We start from the raw sequence: 20,116 nt of genomic DNA, 5'->3' as shown, positions 1-20,116 counted from the left end.
CACGGCGGCGGCGCGGTGCCGTACCACTGGGGACGTTTCCGCGGCCTGGCGCAGGAGATGAAGAAGCCGCTGCTGAAGGATCACCTGCTCAACAACATCTTCTTCGACACCTGCGTGTATCACCAGCCGGGCATCGACCTGCTGACCAAGGTGATCCCGGTGGACAACGTGCTGTTCGCCTCCGAGATGATCGGCGCGGTGCGCGGCATCGATCCGGAGACCGGGCACTACTACGACGACACCAAGCGCTACATCGAGGCGGCCGCCCTGAGCCCCGAAGAGCGCCACCAGATTTACGAAGGCAACGCCCGCCGCGTGTATCCGCGCCTGGACGCCGCCCTGAAAGCGAAAGGGCTGTAAGCATGAGCACTCCCCTGATCAACCAGCTGGGCATCGTCAAACGCAACATCGGGCGCGCCGATGAGGATGCGGTCGCGCAGCTGGGCAAGTTCGGTACGGCCACCGTGCATGAGGCGCAGGGCCGCACCGGCCTGATGAAGCCCTACATGCGGCCGATCTGGCCGGGCGCCGTGGTGTCCGGCACCGCGGTGACGGTGCTGCTGCATCCGGGCGACAACTGGATGATGCACGTGGCGGCCGAGCAGATCCGCCCCGGCGACATCGTGGTGGCTGCCGTCACCGCCGAATGCACTGACGGCTACTTCGGCGACCTGCTGGCCACCAGCTTCATGGCGCGCGGCGCGAAGGCGCTGATCATCGACGCCGGCGTGCGCGACGTGAAGGTGCTGAAGGAAATGGGCTTCCCTGTCTGGAGCCGCGCCGTCAGCGCCAAGGGCACGATCAAGGCGACGCTGGGCTCGGTCAACATCCCGGTGATCTGCGCCGGCGCGCTGGTCAACCCCGGCGACGCCATCGTGGCCGACGACGACGGCGTGGTGGCGGTGCCGGCGGCGGACGCCGCGCGCGTGGCCCAGGCCGCGCACAAGCGCGAAGCGCTGGAAGGCGAAAAGCGCGACAAGCTGGCCGCCGGTGTGCTGGGGCTGGACATGTACGACATGCGCGGCCCGCTGGCGGCGGCGGGGCTGAAATACATCGACTGAAACGGAGCACGCCCGCAGCACGGACCCGCGGAGGGAATGGAAGGAGACGACGGCAAGACAATTCAAACAAGCCGGCAGCGACGAATAACAAACAAAAGCAATACCGCAACAGAAGAAAAAATGGACGGCAACACCGTCCGCACAAATCGCCAACTTAAGGAGAAAGGCAGACACCATGCAGACCGCACAACACACGGCCGCCATCGGCGCGGCATCATCCACTTCCGGCTGGAAGGACCGTTCGGCGCTGATCAGGGCCGGCATCATCGGCGGCCTGACCGGCGGCGTCATCATCTGGATCTACGAGGCGCTGGTCTGGGTCGGCGCGCAGCACCTGATGCCGCTGGCCGGCATCCCGCGCAACGCCACCGGGCTGGTGTTCGGCCGGGACGTGCAGGAGTCGCTGGGCATCGTCGCCTACTTCGTCGGCACCGGCATCCACTTCTTCTTCACGCTGGTGTGGGGCATCCTGTTCGCCGCGATCTGGCCGCACTTCCGCCGCAGGGGCTATGAGGCCACCTTCGTTGCACTGTTCTATGCGGTAGTGGCGTGGATCCTGATGCACGTGGCCATCATGATCGCCTCCGACAACCATCCCAACTACTACGACCCGGGCGTCATCATCGGCGGCTTCATGTCGCACATCTTCTTCACCGTGCCGCTGGCGCTGATCGTGAAGAAGCACTTCGAACGCCAGGGCTGATCCGTCGCGCGCGACAGCGCGCAATACAACAGCGCCGGAGCCACCCTCCGGCGCGAGGGGAGCGGCTTGCCTGCGATTTCGCGCACGGCCGCTTTTCATCCACGTTTCACCAGGCGCGCAACGGCAGCGGGATGCCTGCGCGCCGGCAGATTTTCAACCCGCAACAACAACATCGACATACCTTGAGGAGGAGCTCAGATGCATTTCACTACCAGGATCAAACTGCTGCCCGCGGCGCTGCTGCTGGCCGCCGCACCGGCGGCCTACGCCCAGAGTTCGGTCACCATCTACGGCGTGCTGGACGTCTACACCGGCTACCAGAAGAGCACCGTGGGCGGCAAGAACACGTCGCTCTGGGCCATGGGCAACAACGGCGAGATGACCAGCCGCCTGGGCTTCAAGGGCACTGAAGACCTCGGCAACGGCTACCGCGCGACGTTCAACCTGGAGACCGGCTTCGATCCCAGCACCGGCGGCCTGCAGAACAGCTATCGCTTCTTCGACCGCCAGTCATGGGTGGGCCTGGGCGGCGGCTTCGGCGAGGTGCGCGTGGGCCGCCAGAATTCACCCATGTTCCTCTACGCCGGCAACATGGACGCCTTCGGCGCGGCCACCTACGGCTCGGCCTACAACAACTTCGCCAACTGGCTGGCGCGGGTGGACAACGACATCAGCTACATCTCGCCCAAGTTCGCCAACTCCAACCTCGAGCTGCATTACTCGGTGGGCGAACGCTCCGGCAGCACCGCCTCCAACGCGGTCTACCAGATCGGCTTCCAGACCCAGCAGGGGCCGCTGTACGTCGGCAGCGCCTACCTGAACGCCAACAACGCCACCAACACCAACAGCGTCAAGCAGTTCATGCTGGGCGGCAACTACGACTACGGCAGCGGCAAGGTCTATCTCGGCTTCTTCCGCACCAACGAAGTGATCTCTGCCACCACCGGCAACGTGTTCACCAATCCGGCCGGCAAGTACGACCCGAGCGGCGCCGTGGTCGGCAACACGCCGGGCAACTACCACAACACCTACAGCCTGTCGGCCGATTACCGCATCAACGCCAGCACCACCATCGGCGCCGGCGGCGGTTACATCAAGGACAGCTCCAGCCTCAACAACAACGCGCGGCAGTTCAGCCTGATCGTGAACTACGACCTGTCCAAGCGTACCCGGCTGTATGCGGTGGCCTCGCGTCTGATCAACCAGAACACCGCCGCCTACAAGATGACCGGCGCCAGCTACACCGCCAGCCAGGCGCTGAGCCCGGACGCCGGCGCCAGCGAGACCGGCGTGCAGCTGGGCATCCGTCACACCTTCTGATCTTCTGATGTTGAAGGGCGGCGCCGGCCGCTTGCCCGGGCCGGCGCCGCAAATGTGTTTACCGGATATGCAAGTTCAAAATCATTAGTTATCGCATCGGGCAAAGCTGATTAGGATTTTCCTTCTCGCCGCGGCGGCCCGCCGCGCGCAAGACTTGTGAAGGATCATCCATGCCCGAAGCGGTCAACCGACTTCCCCTGCCGGCGGCGACGCCGGCATCTTCTTCGCCGCGTTCCGCGACGCAGCCCGCCGCGAGCGCGCGGGTCGCGTTGGGAGAACGCAGCCTCTTCCTCATCTCGTGGATCGCCCCGCTGGCGCTGCTGCTGGCGTGGGAGGCGTTGGCCCGCGCCGGCGCGCTCTCGCCGCAGGTGCTGCCGGCGCCCAGCAAGGTATTGGCCACCGCCTGGAACCTGATCGGCCAGGGGCGGCTGCTCTCCGATCTCGGCGCCAGCCTGCTGCGCGCGGCGGCCGGCTTTGCCATCGGCGGCAGCATCGGTTTCGCCCTGGGTACGCTGGTGGGCTTCTCGCGCCTGGCCGAGGCGCTGTTCGACCGCAGCGTGCAGATGGTGCGCGCGGTGCCTTTCCTGGCGGCGCTGCCGCTGGTGATCGTGTGGTTCGGCGTGGGCGAGGGCGGCAAGGTGTTCCTGGTCTCGCTGGGCGTGCTGTTCCCGATCTATATCAACACCGTGCTGGGCATCCGCCAGGTCGACCCCAAGCTGCTGGAGCTGGGCCGCGTGACCGGCCTGTCGAACTGGACGCTGATTCGCCGCATCGTGTTGCCGGGCGCCTTGCCTTCCATCCTCGCCGGCGTGCGTTACGCGCTGGCGGTGGCCTGGCTGGCGCTGGTGATCGCCGAGACCATCGCCGCCAATGTCGGCATCGGCTCGCTGGCTATGGATGCGCGCGAGTTCCTGCAGACCGACGTGATCGTGCTGACCATCGTCATCTACGCCGGCATCGGCGTGGTGTCAGACGGCATCGCCCGCCTGCTGGAGCGCCGCCTGCTGGCCTGGCATCCCAACTACGCAGGGAGGGGCCGCTGATGTCGCCCGCCACCCACACCATGCACCCGGCCGGGTTCGACGAGGCCGCGGTCACCGTCAGCAACCTGCAGCGCCGCTACGGCCAGCGCACCGTGATCAGGGGCCTGAACCTGCGCATCGCGCGCGGCGAGTTCGTGGCCCTGCTGGGCGAGAGCGGCTGCGGCAAGACCACGCTGCTGCGCGCGCTGGCCGGGCTGGATTGCATCGACGGCGGCCGCATCGAAGGCGCCTCGCAGCCGGCGGTGGTGTTCCAGGAGCACCGGCTGATTCCCTGGGATCCGCTGTGGCGCAACGTTTCCCTCGGTCTGGACGACAGGACCGGCAAGCCGCTGGCCAAGGCGGCGCTGGAAGAGGTCGGGCTGGGCAGCCGCATCGACGACTGGCCGCGCAACCTCTCCGGCGGCCAGGCGCAGCGCGTGGCGCTGGCCCGCGCGCTGGTGCGCGAACCGCGCCTGCTGCTGCTGGACGAACCCTTCGCCGCGCTCGACGCCCTGACGCGCATCCGCATGCATGCGCTGGTGCGCCAGCTGCTGGATCGCCACCGTCCCGGCGTGCTGCTGGTCACGCACGATGTGGACGAGGCCATCGTGCTGGCAGACCGCATCCTGGTCATGCGCGACGGCGCCATCGCCAGCGACTACACGGTCGCGCCCGAGGCCGCGCACAACCGCGACCATCCGGCCGCGCAAGCCTTGCGCGCGCAGCTGCTGGACGAGCTGGGCGTGGCGGCCGCGACGCCGGCCTGACTCCCTTGCATTTTTCCCGGCGGCCGCGTCGCATGCCTGCGGCGCGGCGGCTCTTCATTCCTCCCACTTCCATCTCATGAGCGAACACGACAAACCTGCCAACCTCCATCGACGCCACCTCCTGCAAGCCGCCATCGCCGGCGCCGCATTGGGCGGCGCCGGCCTGCCGCTGCTGGCGCACGGCAAGTCGCGCAACACCGACACCGTGCGCCTGGCCTGGGGCAAGGGCGGCCTGCCCGGCATCGCCCGCACCCGCGGCGAGTTTGAAAAGACCTTGGCCAAAGACGGCATCAAGGTGCAGTGGGTCGGGCCGTTTCCCAACCATGCACCGTCGTTGCAGGCGGTCACCGGCGGCAGCGCCGACTTCGGTTTCGGCGGCAGCACCACGCCCGCGCTGGCGGCGATGATCGCCGGCTCGCCGCTGGTGTTCACACAGTTTGCGGTAGTGGAGCCGCGCAGCACGGCCATCATCGCCAAGGACGGTTCCGGCATCGACAAGGTCGCCGACCTGGTGGGCAAGACGGTGGCGGTGAACCGTTCAGGCCTGGGCGAGTTCCTGCTGGTGGCGGCGCTGGAGAAGCACGGCATCGCGCGCGACAAGGTCAAGTTCGTCTATCTCAATCCGCCCGACGCCGGCCCGGCGTTCGCGCAGGGCAAGGTCGACGCGTGGTCGATGTGGAGCCCGGGCGTGGACATCGCCCGCGTGGAGTACAAGGCGCATGACGTGTTCTTCGAAGGCCGCGACCTGGAGTTCCTGATCGACTTCAATTCCTACGTCACGCACCGCAAGTTCGCCGAAGAGAACGGCGACATCGTGCGCGCCGTGAACGCGGCCTACCGCGCCGAGGGCGAGTGGATCACGAAGAACCCGAAGGAGGCCGAGATCCTGGTGCAGAAGGACGCCGGCTATTCCGACGCGGTGCGCGACTCGCTGATCAGGCTGGCGCGCCGCTGGGAGTTTCACGGCGCCGATGACGCCAAATTCATCGCCACCTTCCAGGGCGCGGCGGACTGGCTGTCGGAACGCAAGATCCTGCCGCAGAAAGTGAAAGTCACCGATTACATCGTCAAGGTCTGATTCACGTAAAAGGAGAACAGCATGAGCGTCAACTTCATCGGCATGGTCACCACTCACAAGAACTCGGAGATCCATCCCTCGGCCGGCCCGGCCATCGACACCGACTACCTGCTGCGCTTTGCCAAAGCGCACGAGGATGCCGGCTTCGACCGTGTGCTGGTGCCGTATCACTCCAACGGACCGGACGCGATCCTGACCATCGCCCAGGTCGCCGCCGCCACCAGCCGCATTAAGCTGATGCTGGCGCACCGGCCGGGCTTCGTCTCGCCCACGCTGGCGGCGCGCCAGCTGGCCACGCTCGACCACTTCAGCGGCGGCCGCCTGGGCGTGCACATCATCTCCGGCGGTTCCGACATCGAGCAGCGCCGCGACGGCGACTACCTCGACCACGACCAGCGCTACGCGCGCACCGACGAATACCTGGAGATCCTGCGCCGGGTCTGGACCGCAGAAAAACCGTTCGACCATGAGGGCGCGCACTATCGGTTCGAGCAAGCCTTTTCTGAAGTCAAGCCGGTGCAGAAGCCGCATATCCCGATCTTCTTCGGCGGCGCGTCGGACGCGGCCATTCCGGTGGCCGGCCGCCATGCAGACATCTATGCGCTGTGGGGCGAGTCGCTCGACCAGGTGCGCGACCTGACCGGCCGCGTGCGGGCCGAGGCGGCGCGCCACGGGCGCAAGGTGGAGTTTTCGATTTCCTTCCGGCCGATCCTGGCCGACACCGAGGACCAGGCCTGGGAGCGCGCCGAGCGCATCCTGGAAGAGACGCGCCGCCTGCGCGCCGGCAACGCCAGGCTGCACCCGGCCTACACCGGCCCGCAACAAAGCGAAGGCGCGCGTCGCCTGCTGGCCGCCGCCGACAAGGGCACGCGCGTGGACAAGCGCCTGTGGACTGCGATCGCCAAGGAAACCGGGGCACGCTACAACTCCACCGCGCTGGTGGGCACGCCGGAGCAGGTGGCCGAGGCGCTGCTGGACTACTACGACCTGGGTGTGACGACCTTCCTCATCCGCGGTTTCGATCCGCTGGAAGATGCCACCGACTATGGCCGCGAACTGATTCCGCGTACGCGTGAACTGGTCGCGCAACGGCTGGCGAAGAAAGCGGCCTGAGGACGACGCAAGGCACGAATGAAAAAGGCAGGGAGTGATCCCTGCCTTTTTTGTTTTTGCCTGTGGATAAATCAGAAGCTGACGTTCACTCCCACATCCAGCGAGCGACCATAACCCGGCAGCGCCTGCAGCGATCCCGACTTCGCATTGGCCAGCCCCGACAGATAGACCCCGCCCAGCGCATCGGCATAGTTGCGGTTGAACAGGTTGCTTACGCCGGCCCAGACCGAGATGGTGCGGGTCGCCTGCAGGGTGCTCTTCAGGTTGACCAGCGTGTAGCTGGCGGTGACCGGTTCCAGGCGCTGCGCATCGACCAGCGTCTTGCGGGCGACGTAGTTGAGCTCGGCGCGGTTGCTCCACGGGCCGCTGCGCTGTTCCAGCGCGGCCAGCAGGTTCAACGGCATCATGTGGTACAGGTTGCCGCCGCCCACGCGCGAGCCGCGGGTGAGGCTGGCCTTGCCGGTGAAGGCGAGGCTGCCCAGCGATGCGCTGTTGGCCAGCGGCAGTTTCCACGAGAGGTTGATGCCATACAGGCGGGCGTCGTGATTGGCGAACTGCAGCAGGTTGCCGGAGGCGCCGGCGATGCCGTAGGGGTTGAAGCTGCCGGTCACGTCGGCGTCGATGTAGTTCTGCACGTAGCTGAAGTAGGGCGTGGCCTTGAAGAACCAGCGGCGCTCGTTGCCTTCGCTGTCTTCGCTGTGCCAGTCGGCGGTGGCGCTGAGGGTGTTGGCCACTTCGGGCTTGAGGTCGATGTTGCCGACATAGCCGTTACCGTCGCCGAACCAGTTGGTCATGGTCATGGCCATGGTGCCGCGGCCCCAGGTGTAGCGCTCATACAGATTGGGCGAGCGGGTCTTGCGGGCGTAGCCGAACTCGAAGCTCTTGCCGGCATCCTGCTCGAAGCGCGCCAGCGCGGTGAGGTCGATGTTGTTGTCGGTCTTGCCGTGGCCGCGCGCATTGAAGGCGCTGGCGGCTGCGGCGTCGGCGGCGTTCATCATGCCGGTGCCGTAGGCTTGCACATTGCCGGCGTCGGTCTTCACCAGTTCATCGCGCACACCAACCAGGGTGCTCCAGCGTGCGTCCAGCTTGTGCTCCCATTCGGCGAAGAGGGCGAAGCGGTCGCGCGTGCCGTCGTTGATGTTCACGTAGGTATTGGGACCCATCATCATCGAGCCCGGCACGGCCGGCCAGTAGTCGTTCAGGCGGAAGCTGTGCAGCTCGCTGCCCAGGCGCAGCGTGGAGCCGCCGTCCTGGCCGAGGTCGATGTCGGCGCGCACGGTGTAGCCCATGTCGCGTCCGCGCGTATCCATCGGCATGGTACCGGGACGCTCGGCGGTGAAGAAGCCCATCTCGTGCGCGGTGTGCTGCCAGTAGAGCCTGGCGTACAGCTTGCCCCAGTCGAAGCGGCGGTCGTAGCCGAGGTTGGCGAAGGTGGCGCGGTTGCCGGTCATGTCCATGTACTGGTTGGGGAAGCCCTGGAAGGGAATGTACTGCTGCCCGACCTTCAGCACCAGTTGCTGGCCGCTGCCGCGCGCGGCCAGCGTCAGCGCGTGGTTGTTGCTCTCGAACTGGCTGCCCAGCACCTTGTCGCCGTTGCCGTTCACGTAGCTCTCAGCGCGGGTGCGGCTGGCGGTGTAGGCCACCGACAGCGTGTCGCTGGCGACGGTGGCGTTGACCGAGGCGGAGACTTCGGCGTTGACGCTGCGCGCGGAGGCCGAGAAGCCGCCCTTGACCAGCGACCAGCCCGGCCCGTCCGCATATTGCGGCGCCGGCGAATTGAGTTCGATGCTGCCGGCGATGCTGTCGCCGCCGGCGCTGACCGGCGTGATGCCGGCGATCACGCGCACCGTGCCGACCTGGGCGGGCGGCATATAGGACATCGGTGAGTTCATCTGGTTGCCGCAGGCGGCGGTGACTTCCATGCCGTCCAGCCGGACCTTGATGCGGTCGGCGGCGAAGCCGTTCAACACCGGCAGCGCGGAGACGCCGCCGGCCGCCGCGGTGGCATAGCCCGGTTCGGCGGCGGGCAGCAGGGCGCTGTCGGCGCCGTTCCTTTGCGGTACCGGTTTGTCGCCGGTCACGGTGATGGCGGGCAGCTTGTCGTCCTGCCCGGCCTGGGTCTGCGCCGGCGACTGGGCATGGGTTTGAGTATGGGCGGCGCAGGCCAGCGCCACTGCGAGGGCGCAGCGAGTGAGCTTCATTGGGATTCCCCGTCGTTATTGTGATGTGAGGCGGCAGCCGCGGGTGCGGCATCGCGCGTCGTGCGAGGCATGGCGCCATGCGCGGTGCGAAGGCGCCGGCGGCGCGGCATTGCGAGGGGGGAATTATGCAGCGCCGGGCCCGGCGCGTCGTGCGGCATATTGTCGCAAGGCGCGCCAGGTCTGACGTTGGCGGCGGTGGACTACGCGGAGTGCAATGCCTGTTCGAGGTCGGCGATCAGGTCGTCGATGTGCTCGATGCCGATCGACAGGCGCACCGTGTCTTCGGTGACGCCGGCTTTTTCCAGTTCGGCCGGTGAGAGCTGGCGGTGCGTGGTCGAGGCGGGGTGCGTCGCCAGCGATTTGGCGTCGCCGATGTTGACCAGGCGCGTAAACAGCTGCAGCGCATCCTGGAAGCGCGCGCCGCCGTCGCGGCCGTTGGCCACGCCGAAGGTCAGCACGCCCGAGGCGCGGCCGTTGAAGTACTTGCGCGCCAGCGCGTGGTCGGGATGATCTTCCAGGCCGGCGTAATTGACCCAGCGCACCTTGGGATGACGCTTCAGGTATTGCGCCACGGCCAGCGCGTTGGCGGTGATGCGGTCCAGGCGCAGCGCCAGCGTCTCGATGCCCTGCAGGATCTGGAAGCTGTTGAACGGCGACAGCGCCGCGCCGGTATTGCGCAGCGGGACCACGCGCGCGCGACCGATGTAGGCGGCCTCGCCCAGCGCTTCGGTGTAGATCACGCCGTGGTAGCTGACGTCGGGTTCGTTGAGGCGCTTGAAGCGGTCCTTGTGCTGCGCCCACGGGAACTTGCCGGAGTCGACGATGGCGCCGCCCAGCGTGGTGCCGTGGCCGCCGAGGTATTTGGTCAGCGAATGCACGACGATGTCGGCGCCGTGCTCGATGGGGCGCAACAGGTAGGGCGTGGCCACGGTGTTGTCGACGATCAGCGGCACGCCGTGGCGATGCGCGATCCTGGCCACGGCGGCGATGTCGGTGACGTTGCCCAGCGGGTTGCCGATGGATTCGATGTAGATCGCCTTGGTGCGCGCATCGATCAGCGGCTCGAAGGACGAGGGTTGGCGCGGATCGGCGAAGCGCGTCTGGATGCCGAACTGCGGCAGCGTATGCGCGAACAGGTTGTAGGTGCCGCCGTAGAGCGTGGAAGCCGAGACGATGTTGTCGCCGGCTTCGGCGATGGTCTGGATGGCGTAGGTCACCGCCGCCTGTCCGGACGCCACGGCCAGCGCCGCGATGCCGCCTTCGAGGGCGGCCAGGCGCTTTTCCAGCACGTCCTGCGTCGGGTTCATGATGCGCGAGTAGATGTTGCCCTGCACCTTCAGGTCGAACAGGTCGGCGCCGTGCTGGGTGTCGTCGAAGGCGAAGGCGACCGTCTGGTAGATCGGCACGGCCACCGCGCGGGTGGTCGGGTCGGGGTCATAGCCGGCGTGGACGGAGAGGGTTTCGAATTTCCAGTTGGGGGTGTCTGCCATGGTGGGTCTCGCTTGTTGTCGTGGGTGAGCACTGCAGGCAGACGCTAGCGCGCGGGGCGCGGCGGGCGAAGGAATGATTTCGCATGTGCATATGCGGGCCGTGCGCGCGGGCGCTGCGAGCGGGCCGCACCGGTGAAGGCCGGGCAATTCGGGGGAGCGGGGCCGGGCAACAGGCGGCAATAAATGGAAGTAAATGGCAATTTGTGAACAAATTAATACAGTTGCGTGCAAGATCCCTTCAAATGGGGTATAGTTCGTGTCGTACTTGTATCAAGCCGTATTCTTGTTGGTTCCAATTCCGCCTGACTGTTGTTTTTCCTCCGGTCGTTCTGTCTTTTTCCTTCGGTTTCATTTCTTGGTCTCAAGTGCCTTTCGGGCACGTCGCCCCTATTCAATCTAAGGAAACAGCATGAGCATGCAAACAGGCGTAGTGAAGTGGTTCAACGATGCAAAGGGTTTTGGTTTCATCACCCCCGATGCAGGCGGCGCGGACTTGTTCGCCCACTTCCAGGACATCCAGTCGACCGGCTTCAAGAGCCTGTCCGAAAACCAGCGCGTGTCGTTCGAACGCAGCAACGGCCCCAAGGGCGAGAAGGCCAGCAACATCAAAGTGATCGCCTGATCGCCGGCAGTATCAAGCCTGGGCGCTATCGACCGTCCATACCAGCAGATAGCCAGGCACAAGCGCCTTTGCCGTAACGATTCCCGGATATCCGTAGCCCGGCACCCTGCAGATAGCATGGGCCGGACGATCGAATCGAAGCGGCGGCGGCGCAAGGTTTCCGACTGCATCATGCAGCCGGGGACCGGCCGGATTCCCGGTCGCATGCCAACGCGCAGATAGCGCGGGTGTGCGCGAGGGAAGGACCGGCTGAGCAAATAGTTATTAATGTTCGCCAGCGGCCATGCCGCCCTTCACGGGGCGGATGGCATCGGTGATCGCCTGTATTTGAGATGGCACCGTCCGGATAGGCCGGGCCGTTCGAACCTGAGGCACCATGCAGATAGCATGGGCTGAAGAGAATTCAGAATTAACAATGAACAAGCCCACCTTTTGGTGGGCTTTTTGCGTTCTGGCGCCGGTTCGGCGCCGGGCAATGCGAAAACTTAGCGCCTGCGGGCCTGAGGGCGGGGGCCGCTGCTGCCACGGTTCTCGATATGGCGATAGATGATGCGTCCCTTGTTGAGGTCATAAGGGGACAGTTCCAGCGTCACTTTGTCGCCGGCGAGGATCTTGATGAAGTTCTTCTTCATGCGGCCGGCCGTGTAGGCGATCAGGGAATGGCCATTTTCCAGGTCTACGCGGAATCGGGAATCGGGCAGCACTTCCGTGACCTGGCCTTGCATTTCAATCAGTTCTTCCTTTGCCATTCGGGCTCCTTAAAAACAGCTGGTTAAAAGGCCTCGCCATAGGGCTCTCGCCCGGGCTACGGGCTGTCCATGCAGGGCGGCAGTCATGGGGCCGGAGTCGCTTGCGATCCGGAAACAGGCTGCGCCTACGGCGGGGCGGTCAATTCGCGAGGCTTGCGTGGCGGCAAGCAAAAACGGTCGGAGGACCGTTTGAAAGGGGATGGACTGGGATCAGGCAGGTATTGCAGAAAGCGCAATACAGGTGCGTGGGAGCCAAAGACTTTCAGCTTACCAAGCCGGTAAGACGGGCCACTATACCTATGATCGGCCAATTCACCTAGCTGTATTTCAAGCGGGTGTTGCCGGAAAACCGCTATCGGAGGCGCTTCGAAGGCGTCGCGGCGGGTTCCGGCGGGCTGATTGCCGCGCGCAGCGCCTCCCGGGCGGGTGACGCTACGGGGCGTCTCGGGAGGATTTTTCCTTATTTGGCGGCGCTCAGCATGCGCTCCACATAACGCGCAATCAGGTCGATCTCCAGGTTGACCGTGCTGCCGGCCTTCAGGTGCTTGAGCGTGGTGACTTCCACGGTGTGCGGGATCAGGTTGATCGAGAAGCGGCAGGCGTCGGCCAGGTCCTCGACGCGGTTGACGGTCAGCGAGACGCCGTTGACCACGATCGATCCCTTGTAGGCCAGGTACTTGCCCAGCGCCTTGGGGGCGTCGACGATCAGCTCGCGCGATTCGCCGACCGGCTCGAAGGAGTGCACGCGGCCCAGGCCGTCGACGTGGCCGGAGACCAGGTGGCCGCCCAGGCGCTCGGCCAGGGTCAGGGCCTTTTCCAGATTGACTTCGCCGGGCGCGTCCAGGCCCACGGTGAGGTTCAGGCTTTCGCGCGAGACGTCGACGGTGAAGCCGGTGGCGGTCTTTTCCACCACCGTCATGCAGGCGCCGTTGAGGGCGATCGAGTCGCCCAGGCCGACGTCGGCCATCGGCAGGGGGCCGGCGTCGACGTTCAGGCGCACGCCGGCGTCAGGGCCGGCGGCCAGGGGTTGTACGGATGTGATGCTGCCGACGGCGGCGACGATACCTGTAAACATGATCTGTCCTGATGCTGAAAGCTGTGTGTCAATTGAAGCGTGCAAGGATACGCAAATCCGGGCCGACCTGCTTGACCTCGTTGAAGCGCAGGCCGATCTTGTCGGACAGGTCTTCCAGCGGCGGCAGGTCGAACATGTTGCGGCCGTCGCCCAGCAGGCTGGGCGCGAGGTAGACCAGCAGCTCGTTGACGCAGCCTTCGCGGATCAGCGAGGCGTTGAGCTTGGAGCCGGCCTCCACGTGCAGTTCATTGATCTGGCGCTGGCCCAGTTCGCGCACCAGCGCGGGCAGGTCGACCTTGCCGTCGGCGTTGGGCAGGACGATGACTTCGGCGCCCTGGGCTTCGAGGGAGGCGGTCTTTTCACGGTCTTCGGCGGCGGTGAAGACCCAGGTGCCGCCGCCCTGGATCACGCGCGCCTCGGGCGAGACCGCCAGCTTGCTGTCGACCACGATGCGGCGCGGCTGGCGCGGCGTATCGATGGCGCGCACGGTGAGCTGGGCATCGTCCTTGGCGATGGTGCCGATGCCGGCCATCACGGCGCAGGCGCGGGCGCGCCAGATGTGGCCGTCGTCGCGCGCGGCCTGGCTGGTGATCCACTGGCTCACGCCGTTGTGCAGGGCGGTCTTGCCGTCCAGGCTGGCGGCGCTTTTCATGCGCACCCAGGGTTTGCCGGTGCGCATGCGGTGCAGGAAGCCGATGTTGATCTCGGCTGCCTCTTCCTCCAGCAGGCCGCAGGCCACCTGGATGCCGGCCGCCTGCAGCTTGGCCAGCCCCTGGCCGGCCACCAGTGGGTTGGGGTCGGCGATGGCCGCCACCACGCGCGCCACGCCGGCGCGCACCAGCGCATCGGCGCAGGGCGGGGTGCGGCCGAAATGGCTGCAGGGTTCCAGCGTGACGTAGACGGTGGCGCCGCGCACGTCGTTGCCGCGCGCGGCGGCGTCGGCCAGCGCCTGGATCTCGGCATGGTTGCCGCCCGGCGGCTGGGTGAAGCCGGCGCCGACGATGCGGCCGTTCTTGACGATGACGCAGCCCACGCGCGGATTGGGCGTGGTGGTGAGCATGCCGAAACCGGCTTGCACCAGCGCCAGCGCCATGGCTTGCTGGTCGTTCTCGATGTCGAATTGGTAGATCGGATCTTCTGTCGGATTCATGGGCGTGCCGTGTATGGATGAGGCCGCCGCCGGGGCGCGGGCGGCCGGATGCCCGTCAATATACACGGCTTTGCGGCCGGGACGCTCTGGCTCAGTCCTCCTCGCCCCTGGCGCAACTCTTGTCGGAAACCGGGTTGCAGACCCGCACCCGCCCGAGAAAATTGATCACCACCGCGCGGGTCTTGCCGTGGCTGCTGAAGTACCAGCTGGAGCTCTTGAGCGGCGTGCCGTTGGCGCGATAGCCGACCAGCTCGCCGCCGGCGCGGTAGCTGACCGAAATGCCCGGCGGCAGCGGCGACTGCATCATCACCAGGCGCTCGCCGGCCTCGATCTTCCAGCCGCTGGTCCAGTCATGTCCGTCATTCGGCGACATGCTGGCCGGGCGACCGCGGCGGATCGCCTCGGAACGGGTCAGCGAGGCGCTGTGGAAGAAGGCGTTGCCGGCGCTGATCAGCTGCTGCTCGGCGGCAAAGTCCTGCAGGGCCGGCACGCCGGCCGCGAGCACGATGCCCGCGATCAGCAGCACCACCATCATCTCGACCAGCGTGAAACCGCGGCTGCGCATGCGTCACCAGCAGGCGAGGCCGCCGTCGGCGCCGCGCCGCCCGCGGCTGTCGGCATACAGCTGGCCGCATTGCCCGTCGCGCCAGGCGCTGTTGACCATGGGGCCGCCGGGCGTCGCGGTGACGCGCACGCAGCCGCGCAGGTCTTCGTCGCCGCAGGGTTCGGCGGCGATGCTGTAGGCGCTGGTGTGCGGGCGCTCGCCGGAGTACCACTTGAATTCGGCGGCGTTCACGCCGGGACGGAAGGCCAGGTAACTGTGCTGATAGGCGTATTGGCGCTCCTGCTGCAGCAGGACGTGCAGCAGGGCGGCGCGTCCTTCGGCGCGCTTCGCCTTCAGGATGTGGTGGCTGTAGCCGCCCCAGCCCAGCGCGGCGAGCACGCCGATCACGGCCAGCGTCACGCCCAGTTCGATCAGGGTAAAGCCGCGTGCGGGTCTGTTCATCATCGCTCCTCTCTTGCGCTCAGTGGGTGGAAAGCGCGCGCCACGACAGCCACACGCAGCGCGCAGAACCCGCATCGTCGCCCCGGCGCACGGCGACGCCCTGCATGCGCGCCACGGCGGCGTTGGGGCCGAAACCGATGGCGCTGGCGCGGTACAGCGTTTCGCGGCCGCCCGGCACCCGCTCGATCAGATAGCGCGGCGCGGTGGCGCCGTTGCCCGGCGGACGGGCGCCGGTGAAGTCGCCGTAGGCGGCAGAGCCCGGCTCGGCGCCGGCCAATTGCGCCGCCCGCCAGCCTGCATGCGTTGGTTTGCCGGTGCACAGGCCGCGGCCTTCGGCGTCGGCCCGGCAGCCGTCTTCACGCGGAAAGGCCGCATCGTCGATGCGTGCGCCCAGCCGGATTTCTTCACAGGCATCGTCCAGCGCCGCCTGCGCCGCGAGCCGGGCCTGCTGGTGCGCGCGGTGGTTGCGCGCGGCGCGTTCGTCCAGCACCAGCAGCGAAGCGGCGGCCGTGCCCAGCAGCAGGATCACGGCCAGCATGACGAGGGAGATCAGCAGCGTGGCGCCGCGCTGGCGCAGGGGTGCCATCCTCATGGCGGCGTCCCGCCGCCGGCGTCGGCGTTGCGCAGGTAGACGGTGGTCTGGAAGACGGCGCGCAAGCGCTGGTCGCCATCCTTTTCGGTGAAGCGCCAGGCCTCGTTGGGTCGGCCTGACTGCGCAAACAGCTCGTAGCTGCGTCCCCGGCCGGCGGCTCCCGGGCGCGCCTGCTTGCCGCGCACCAGCAGCGCGATGCGCACCAGCTTCACCTGCCGCCAGGCGTCGCCGGCGATGGCAGAGGCGTCCAGCCAGCGATCGGGAAGGCCGTCGAAGTCGGTGTCGACGCCGTAGCGCAGCTGCATCGCCTCGACGCCGCGCACGATGGCATCCGAGGTCCAGGCGCCGTTTTTGCCGCGGTAGCGGCAGCGCAGTTCGGGTTCATTGCCCACGCCGGGCGCGATGTAGTAGATGTTCCAGCTGCGTTCGCTTTCCTCCAGCGGCGCGCTGCCGGTCGTGGCCGTGGCGCCGGCGCAGTTGGCGATGTCCGCGTCCATCCCGCGCGCGGCGCCGAAGAAGCCGAGCATCAGCAGGTCGCTCCTGTTGTAGCCGTTGCCGGCAGCGGCGTCGAAGCGTCCTTGCGACGGATCGAGTTCGTTTGCCTGGCGGCTGTCGTCGATGCCGCGCAGCGCCGGCGACAGCCGCGGCGGCGCCTGGCCGCCCAGGCTGTCCCTGGGAAGGTGGCCGGCCTGGCGCACGGCGTCGGCCAGATGGGCCAGCGCCATGCGCCCGGTCTCCTGTACGTGGCCGGCATCGTCGATGTCCTGATAGGCGGCGCGGGCGTTGTTCTGCAGCGCGCCGGCGGCCAGCACCACCATCAGGCCGGCCGCCAGCGCGACCATCATCTCCACCAGCGTGAGGCCGCGCTGGCGTTGGGCAGGCGAGGCGCGCATGCATCGCATCAGCGGCCGACCGGCAATGTCATCAACGGCCTGGCCGGCGCTTGTGCGTCGCTGGCGCGCTTCCAGCCCAGCTTGGCGACCACGGGGGACAAAGGCGACGCGTCGCACTGCCAGTCCGGCTGGTCGGCGGGGCGGCTGTCGCGGCAGACGACGGCGCGCGCTCCGGGCAGCTCGCGCGCCAGCCGTGCGCTCCATTGCGCGACGTTGGCGGCCGCAAAGCCGCGGGCGTCGCAGGCCGAAGCGGCGCAGTCCGGGGCTGTCACGACGGCCGCGCCGCGCGTGGCGTCGAAGGTGAACAGGTAGGGATCGTCGCCGCCGGAAGCGGCGTCGCGCCCGGCTGCGCGCAGTTCGGCCAACTCCGCCGCCATGGTCGTGGCGGCCGCCTGCATGGCGTTGTCCCGGGCGCTCCTGATCGCATGCAGCTGCAGCATGACCACGGCCAGCGCGCCGGTGCCGATCACCAGCATGGCGACCAGCACTTCTATCATCGTGAAGCCGGAGCAGCGTGAAGACATGGGCCGCAGACGCAGTGGAAAGCGGCGAGTGTAGGTGAAAGAAAAAGCGCCTCCGCAGGGGAGGCGCTTATTTCTTCACGGCGTCGAAGTAGTTCTTCGCGGCCGTCGAAGCCGATTGCAGCGATGCCTAGAAGGAGGAGCCGGGCTGTTGCAGGAAGGCGGTTTCCTCGGCGCTCGAGGCGCGGCCGAGGATCTTGTTCCGGTGCGGGAAGCGGCCGAAGCGTTCCACCACGGCATGGTGTTTCTTCGCATAGTCGGCGTAGCCGTCGAAGTGCTTGCGGTCGGCATCATCGGCCTGCCTGGCGAGCGCGCGGAACAGCTGCAGGCAATATTCCTGGTCCTCGATGTCTTCCGAATGTTCCAGCGGCATGTAGATGAACACGCGGGCAATCGCCGGCAGCTCCTGTTCCAGTCCCATGGCCAGCGCCAGGTGGGTGTACTGGCGCGCGGTCTCGTCGAAGGCGAAAGCCTGCGGCGTGTCGCGGTAGATGTTGCGCGGGAACTGGTCCATCAGCAGGATCAGCGCCAGCATCGAGTACGGCTCGTCGGCCCAGTCCGCCAGCCGGTTGGCGGCGGCGTCCTGGAGCAGCGGTTCGAAGCGCGTGCGGCATTGGGCGTCGATCTCCGGGTTCTTGCTCCACCACAGCCGCTGCTGCCGCTCGGCCACTTGCGAGGCGGAAGCGGCGGCCCAGCCGGGGCCGAACCAGAAATCGAGGACCGCGCCGGCCTGTTCTTGTGCGGATGCGGCCATGCTCAGTCTTGCGTGACGGTGATCACGACGTCGCCCAGGGCCACCTTCTGGCCGGCGGTGATCTTGCAGGTCTTGCGCGATTCGGTCTTGCCGTTGACCTTGACCACGCCCTCGGCCACCAGCTGCTTGCCGGCGCCGCCGCTGTCGCACAGGCCGCACAGCTTCAGGAGCTGGTTGAGCTCGACGTAGGGATGGCCTTGCAGCGGGAAGGAGATTTTTTGCATCGTGTTTCTTTCAGGGTTCTTGCGTGGGGCGCGGGCTCAGGCCTGCGCCAGGGTTTGCCCGGCTTTGTCGAGCCAGGTGCTGAGGCTGTCGGTCAGGTCTTTCTGGCTGAACGAGCAGCTTTCTTCGGTAAACAGGCTGCCTGCTTCCAGGCGGCCCAGCAGGTCTTCGGCGACCTGCAGGTAGCGCGGCGGCAACGCCGCCATGACGTCGCCGCGGGCGCGCCAGGCGGTGCACAGGTCGGCGATGCCGGTTTGGCCCTGCTGCAGGCGGGTCAGCACTTCGCGCATGGAGGCCAGCTGCGGTTCGTAGGCGTTTGCCATCTTGGTCCTTGTCATCGATCAGGCCGCGGCGGCGATCGCGAACAGCGACAGCACGCACGCCAGGCCCAGGATCCAGACCGCCGAGCGGGCGGTGGAGCGGTTGGTCAGGTAGAGCACGGTGTAGACGACGCGCGCGGCGATGAACAGCATGGCGGCGAGGTCGATGCGCTCCTGCAGTCCTCCGGCCTGCTGCGCCACCAGCACCGCGGCGGCGAAGAAGGGGAAGGCCTCCAGGTGGTTGCGGTGCGCGTAGTCGGCGCGGCGCCGCAGGCCGGTCTGCTTTTCAAGCCAGGCGCGCGGTTCGGCGTTGTCGAAGTCGCGCTTGCCCCACTTGGCCACCGCCACGGTCAGGTGGGGCAGCATGCCGGCGATCAGGATGCACCAGTAGGAGATAGGCATGCGTTTGTTACAGCTGCTTGGCCGCGAAGGTGTTGCAGGCGCTCACCTTGCCTTCGGTGATGCCGCGCTTGAACCAGGATACGCGCTGGGCCGAGGTGCCGTGGGTGAAGGAGTCGGGCACCACGGTGCCGCGCGCCTGGCGCTGCAGGGCGTCGTCGCCGATGGCCGAGGCGGCGTTGAGCGCGTCCTCGATGTCGCCCTGTTCCAGGATATGGCGCGCCTGGTCGGCGTGGAAGGCCCAGACGCCGGCGAAGCAGTCGGCCTGCAGTTCCAGCCGTACCGACAGCGCGTTGGACTCCTTCTCGCCGGCATTGCGGCGGGCGCGGTCGACCTTGTCGGAGATGCCCAGCAGGTGCTGCACATGGTGGCCGACCTCGTGCGCGATCACGTAGGCCTGGGCGAAGTTGCCGGAGACCTTGAAGCGCTGCTTCATCAGTTCATAGAAGGACAGGTCGATGTAGACCTTCTGGTCGCCCGGGCAGTAGAACGGGCCGGTGGCCGTCTGGCCGGTGCCGCAGGCCGTCGGCGTGCTGCCGGAGAACAGCACCAGCTTGGGCCGCACGTACTGCGAGTTGTTGGCGGCAAAGATCGGGCCCCAGGTGTCTTCGGTGTCGGCCAGCACGGTGGAGACGAAGCGCGCCATCTGGTCGTCCGGCGGCGGCTTGTGGGCCGGGGCGTGCTGCTGGACCGGCGCCGGTCCGCTGCCGCCGGAGAGCAGGTTGAGCACCGTCAGCGGATTGACGCCCAGGAAATAGGACGCCACCAGCGCCACCGCCACCGTGCCCAGGCCGATCGAACGGCCGCCGAAGGAGAAACCTCCGCCTCCGCCGCCGTAGCCGCCATCCTCGCCGCGGCGGTCTTCCACGTTGTCGCTCTCGCGATTGCCTTCCCATTTCATGATGTGTTCCTTTGCCTGAAGCCTGCGCCGCTGCCGGCGCCATGGCGCGATTGTAATGGAGGCCGGGGCCGGCGGGATGAACCGCAGGCGCTCCGATGGGGTCAGATCTGTAACAAAACGCGACGCCGGCGGCGCCGCTTGTCGGTTTTGTCTGACG

The 20,116-nt window shown here is 67.1% G+C and carries 24 protein-coding genes; 9 read left to right on the top strand and 15 right to left on the bottom strand.

Annotated features, from left to right (window positions below):
- The 8 genes from CEJ42_RS13680 to CEJ42_RS13645 all read left to right on the top strand — a co-directional run.
- Positions 1–360, top strand: a 360-nt coding sequence (locus CEJ42_RS13680) for an amidohydrolase family protein (protein ID WP_165774435.1), incomplete at its 5' end; no start/stop codon positions are given.
- Between the two features lie 17 nt (positions 361–377).
- Positions 378–1,061: a 4-carboxy-4-hydroxy-2-oxoadipate aldolase/oxaloacetate decarboxylase gene (ligK, locus tag CEJ42_RS13675; protein WP_088751455.1), complete on the top strand. Its 684-nt coding sequence runs from the start codon at positions 378–380 to the stop codon at positions 1,059–1,061.
- A gap of 175 nt (positions 1,062–1,236) precedes the next feature.
- Positions 1,237–1,764 (top strand): hypothetical protein, encoded by a 528-nt coding sequence (locus CEJ42_RS13670; RefSeq protein ID WP_088751432.1) that lies wholly within the window; start codon positions 1,237–1,239, stop codon positions 1,762–1,764.
- Positions 1,765–1,962: 198 nt separating this feature from the next.
- Positions 1,963–3,084, top strand: a complete 1,122-nt coding sequence (locus CEJ42_RS13665; RefSeq protein ID WP_088751431.1) for a porin — start codon at positions 1,963–1,965, stop codon at positions 3,082–3,084.
- Positions 3,085–3,254: 170 nt separating this feature from the next.
- Positions 3,255–4,127 carry an ABC transporter permease subunit gene (locus CEJ42_RS13660; RefSeq protein ID WP_088751430.1) on the top strand — a complete coding sequence of 291 codons (873 nt, stop codon included), beginning with the start codon at positions 3,255–3,257 and terminating at the stop codon, positions 4,125–4,127.
- A complete protein-coding gene (locus tag CEJ42_RS13655) occupies positions 4,127–4,873 on the top strand; it encodes an ABC transporter ATP-binding protein (RefSeq protein ID WP_088751429.1) in 747 nt (248 codons plus the stop codon). The genes CEJ42_RS13660 and CEJ42_RS13655 overlap by 1 nt, the downstream gene beginning before the upstream one ends.
- A 76-nt stretch (positions 4,874–4,949) precedes the next feature.
- Positions 4,950–5,951, top strand: coding sequence for an NrtA/SsuA/CpmA family ABC transporter substrate-binding protein (locus CEJ42_RS13650; protein WP_088751428.1), 1,002 nt, complete (start codon positions 4,950–4,952; stop codon positions 5,949–5,951).
- Between the two features lie 21 nt (positions 5,952–5,972).
- Positions 5,973–7,064, top strand: a complete 1,092-nt coding sequence (locus CEJ42_RS13645) for an LLM class flavin-dependent oxidoreductase (RefSeq protein WP_088751427.1) — start codon at positions 5,973–5,975, stop codon at positions 7,062–7,064.
- A gap of 71 nt (positions 7,065–7,135) precedes the next feature.
- Here the strand turns inward: CEJ42_RS13645 and CEJ42_RS13640 are convergent, their stop codons facing one another.
- Positions 7,136–9,265: a TonB-dependent receptor gene (locus CEJ42_RS13640; protein ID WP_088751426.1), complete on the bottom strand. Its 2,130-nt coding sequence runs from the start codon at positions 9,263–9,265 to the stop codon at positions 7,136–7,138.
- Between the two features lie 200 nt (positions 9,266–9,465).
- Complete coding sequence (locus CEJ42_RS13635) at positions 9,466–10,755, bottom strand: O-acetylhomoserine aminocarboxypropyltransferase/cysteine synthase family protein (RefSeq protein WP_088751425.1); 1,290 nt, start codon at positions 10,753–10,755, stop codon at positions 9,466–9,468.
- 409 nt (positions 10,756–11,164) lie between these two features.
- Here CEJ42_RS13635 and CEJ42_RS13630 point away from each other — a divergent pair, with 409 nt between their 5' ends.
- Positions 11,165–11,377, top strand: a complete 213-nt coding sequence (locus CEJ42_RS13630) for a cold-shock protein (RefSeq protein ID WP_276329110.1) — start codon at positions 11,165–11,167, stop codon at positions 11,375–11,377.
- Between the two features lie 485 nt (positions 11,378–11,862).
- On the opposite strand, the gene infA is transcribed toward CEJ42_RS13630, so the two are convergent.
- The 13 genes from infA to ypfJ form a co-directional block, all read right to left on the bottom strand.
- Positions 11,863–12,126 (bottom strand): translation initiation factor IF-1, encoded by a 264-nt coding sequence (infA, locus tag CEJ42_RS13625; protein ID WP_079218525.1) that lies wholly within the window; start codon positions 12,124–12,126, stop codon positions 11,863–11,865.
- A 460-nt stretch (positions 12,127–12,586) separates the two neighbouring features.
- Positions 12,587–13,201: a riboflavin synthase gene (locus CEJ42_RS13620; RefSeq protein ID WP_088751424.1), complete on the bottom strand. Its 615-nt coding sequence runs from the start codon at positions 13,199–13,201 to the stop codon at positions 12,587–12,589.
- Between the two features lie 28 nt (positions 13,202–13,229).
- A complete protein-coding gene (gene ribD, locus CEJ42_RS13615) occupies positions 13,230–14,351 on the bottom strand; it encodes a bifunctional diaminohydroxyphosphoribosylaminopyrimidine deaminase/5-amino-6-(5-phosphoribosylamino)uracil reductase RibD (RefSeq protein ID WP_088751423.1) in 1,122 nt (373 codons plus the stop codon).
- A 91-nt stretch (positions 14,352–14,442) separates the two neighbouring features.
- A complete protein-coding gene (locus tag CEJ42_RS13610; RefSeq protein WP_088751422.1) occupies positions 14,443–14,916 on the bottom strand; it encodes a GspH/FimT family pseudopilin in 474 nt (157 codons plus the stop codon).
- Positions 14,917–14,919: 3 nt separating this feature from the next.
- Complete coding sequence (locus CEJ42_RS13605; protein ID WP_243397862.1) at positions 14,920–15,357, bottom strand: type IV pilin protein; 438 nt, start codon at positions 15,355–15,357, stop codon at positions 14,920–14,922.
- Positions 15,358–15,376: 19 nt separating this feature from the next.
- Entirely contained in the window at positions 15,377–15,949 is a 573-nt protein-coding gene (locus CEJ42_RS13600) for a pilus assembly PilX family protein (protein ID WP_243397861.1), read from the bottom strand.
- A complete protein-coding gene (locus CEJ42_RS13595; protein ID WP_088751419.1) occupies positions 15,946–16,842 on the bottom strand; it encodes a PilW family protein in 897 nt (298 codons plus the stop codon). The genes CEJ42_RS13600 and CEJ42_RS13595 overlap by 4 nt, the downstream gene beginning before the upstream one ends.
- An 8-nt stretch (positions 16,843–16,850) precedes the next feature.
- Entirely contained in the window at positions 16,851–17,366 is a 516-nt protein-coding gene (gene pilV / locus CEJ42_RS13590) for a type IV pilus modification protein PilV (protein ID WP_088751418.1), read from the bottom strand.
- A 127-nt stretch (positions 17,367–17,493) separates the two neighbouring features.
- Complete coding sequence (locus CEJ42_RS13585) at positions 17,494–18,117, bottom strand: DUF924 family protein (protein WP_088751417.1); 624 nt, start codon at positions 18,115–18,117, stop codon at positions 17,494–17,496.
- A gap of 2 nt (positions 18,118–18,119) precedes the next feature.
- Positions 18,120–18,341: an RNA-binding S4 domain-containing protein gene (locus CEJ42_RS13580; RefSeq protein WP_088751416.1), complete on the bottom strand. Its 222-nt coding sequence runs from the start codon at positions 18,339–18,341 to the stop codon at positions 18,120–18,122.
- A 36-nt stretch (positions 18,342–18,377) separates the two neighbouring features.
- Positions 18,378–18,662 (bottom strand): hypothetical protein, encoded by a 285-nt coding sequence (locus tag CEJ42_RS13575; RefSeq protein ID WP_079218535.1) that lies wholly within the window; start codon positions 18,660–18,662, stop codon positions 18,378–18,380.
- A gap of 18 nt (positions 18,663–18,680) precedes the next feature.
- Complete coding sequence (locus CEJ42_RS13570; protein WP_079218536.1) at positions 18,681–19,061, bottom strand: MAPEG family protein; 381 nt, start codon at positions 19,059–19,061, stop codon at positions 18,681–18,683.
- Positions 19,062–19,068: 7 nt separating this feature from the next.
- Positions 19,069–19,959: a KPN_02809 family neutral zinc metallopeptidase gene (gene ypfJ, locus CEJ42_RS13565; RefSeq protein WP_079218537.1), complete on the bottom strand. Its 891-nt coding sequence runs from the start codon at positions 19,957–19,959 to the stop codon at positions 19,069–19,071.
- Positions 19,960–20,116 lie beyond the last annotated feature (157 nt).

Source organism: Herbaspirillum robiniae, from assembly GCF_002213415.1.
In the GTDB taxonomy this organism is placed as follows: Bacteria; Pseudomonadota; Gammaproteobacteria; order Burkholderiales; family Burkholderiaceae_D; genus Herbaspirillum; species Herbaspirillum robiniae.
This window is presented reverse-complemented; position numbering and strand designations above follow the sequence as displayed.

What these genes read in the sequence shown, in the direction of transcription:
- CEJ42_RS13670 (WP_088751432.1), top strand. Translation starts at nt 1,237, where the DNA reads ATGCAGACCGCACAACACACGGCCGCCATCGGCGCGGCATCATCCACT.
- CEJ42_RS13665 (WP_088751431.1), top strand. Translation starts at nt 1,963, where the DNA reads ATGCATTTCACTACCAGGATCAAACTGCTGCCCGCGGCGCTGCTGCTG.
- CEJ42_RS13660 (WP_088751430.1), top strand. Translation starts at nt 3,255, where the DNA reads ATGCCCGAAGCGGTCAACCGACTTCCCCTGCCGGCGGCGACGCCGGCA.
- CEJ42_RS13655 (WP_088751429.1), top strand. Translation starts at nt 4,127, where the DNA reads ATGTCGCCCGCCACCCACACCATGCACCCGGCCGGGTTCGACGAGGCC.
- CEJ42_RS13650 (WP_088751428.1), top strand. Translation starts at nt 4,950, where the DNA reads ATGAGCGAACACGACAAACCTGCCAACCTCCATCGACGCCACCTCCTG.
- CEJ42_RS13645 (WP_088751427.1), top strand. Translation starts at nt 5,973, where the DNA reads ATGAGCGTCAACTTCATCGGCATGGTCACCACTCACAAGAACTCGGAG.
- CEJ42_RS13640 (WP_088751426.1), bottom strand. Translation starts at nt 9,265, where the DNA reads ATGAAGCTCACTCGCTGCGCCCTCGCAGTGGCGCTGGCCTGCGCCGCC.
- CEJ42_RS13635 (WP_088751425.1), bottom strand. Translation starts at nt 10,755, where the DNA reads ATGGCAGACACCCCCAACTGGAAATTCGAAACCCTCTCCGTCCACGCC.
- CEJ42_RS13630 (WP_276329110.1), top strand. Translation starts at nt 11,165, where the DNA reads ATGAGCATGCAAACAGGCGTAGTGAAGTGGTTCAACGATGCAAAGGGT.
- infA (WP_079218525.1), bottom strand. Translation starts at nt 12,126, where the DNA reads ATGGCAAAGGAAGAACTGATTGAAATGCAAGGCCAGGTCACGGAAGTG.
- CEJ42_RS13620 (WP_088751424.1), bottom strand. Translation starts at nt 13,201, where the DNA reads ATGTTTACAGGTATCGTCGCCGCCGTCGGCAGCATCACATCCGTACAA.
- ribD (WP_088751423.1), bottom strand. Translation starts at nt 14,351, where the DNA reads ATGAATCCGACAGAAGATCCGATCTACCAATTCGACATCGAGAACGAC.
- CEJ42_RS13610 (WP_088751422.1), bottom strand. Translation starts at nt 14,916, where the DNA reads ATGCGCAGCCGCGGTTTCACGCTGGTCGAGATGATGGTGGTGCTGCTG.
- CEJ42_RS13605 (WP_243397862.1), bottom strand. Translation starts at nt 15,357, where the DNA reads ATGAACAGACCCGCACGCGGCTTTACCCTGATCGAACTGGGCGTGACG.
- CEJ42_RS13600 (WP_243397861.1), bottom strand. Translation starts at nt 15,949, where the DNA reads ATGAGGATGGCACCCCTGCGCCAGCGCGGCGCCACGCTGCTGATCTCC.
- CEJ42_RS13595 (WP_088751419.1), bottom strand. Translation starts at nt 16,842, where the DNA reads ATGCGCGCCTCGCCTGCCCAACGCCAGCGCGGCCTCACGCTGGTGGAG.
- pilV (WP_088751418.1), bottom strand. Translation starts at nt 17,366, where the DNA reads ATGTCTTCACGCTGCTCCGGCTTCACGATGATAGAAGTGCTGGTCGCC.
- CEJ42_RS13585 (WP_088751417.1), bottom strand. Translation starts at nt 18,117, where the DNA reads ATGGCCGCATCCGCACAAGAACAGGCCGGCGCGGTCCTCGATTTCTGG.
- CEJ42_RS13580 (WP_088751416.1), bottom strand. Translation starts at nt 18,341, where the DNA reads ATGCAAAAAATCTCCTTCCCGCTGCAAGGCCATCCCTACGTCGAGCTC.
- CEJ42_RS13575 (WP_079218535.1), bottom strand. Translation starts at nt 18,662, where the DNA reads ATGGCAAACGCCTACGAACCGCAGCTGGCCTCCATGCGCGAAGTGCTG.
- CEJ42_RS13570 (WP_079218536.1), bottom strand. Translation starts at nt 19,061, where the DNA reads ATGCCTATCTCCTACTGGTGCATCCTGATCGCCGGCATGCTGCCCCAC.
- ypfJ (WP_079218537.1), bottom strand. Translation starts at nt 19,959, where the DNA reads ATGAAATGGGAAGGCAATCGCGAGAGCGACAACGTGGAAGACCGCCGC.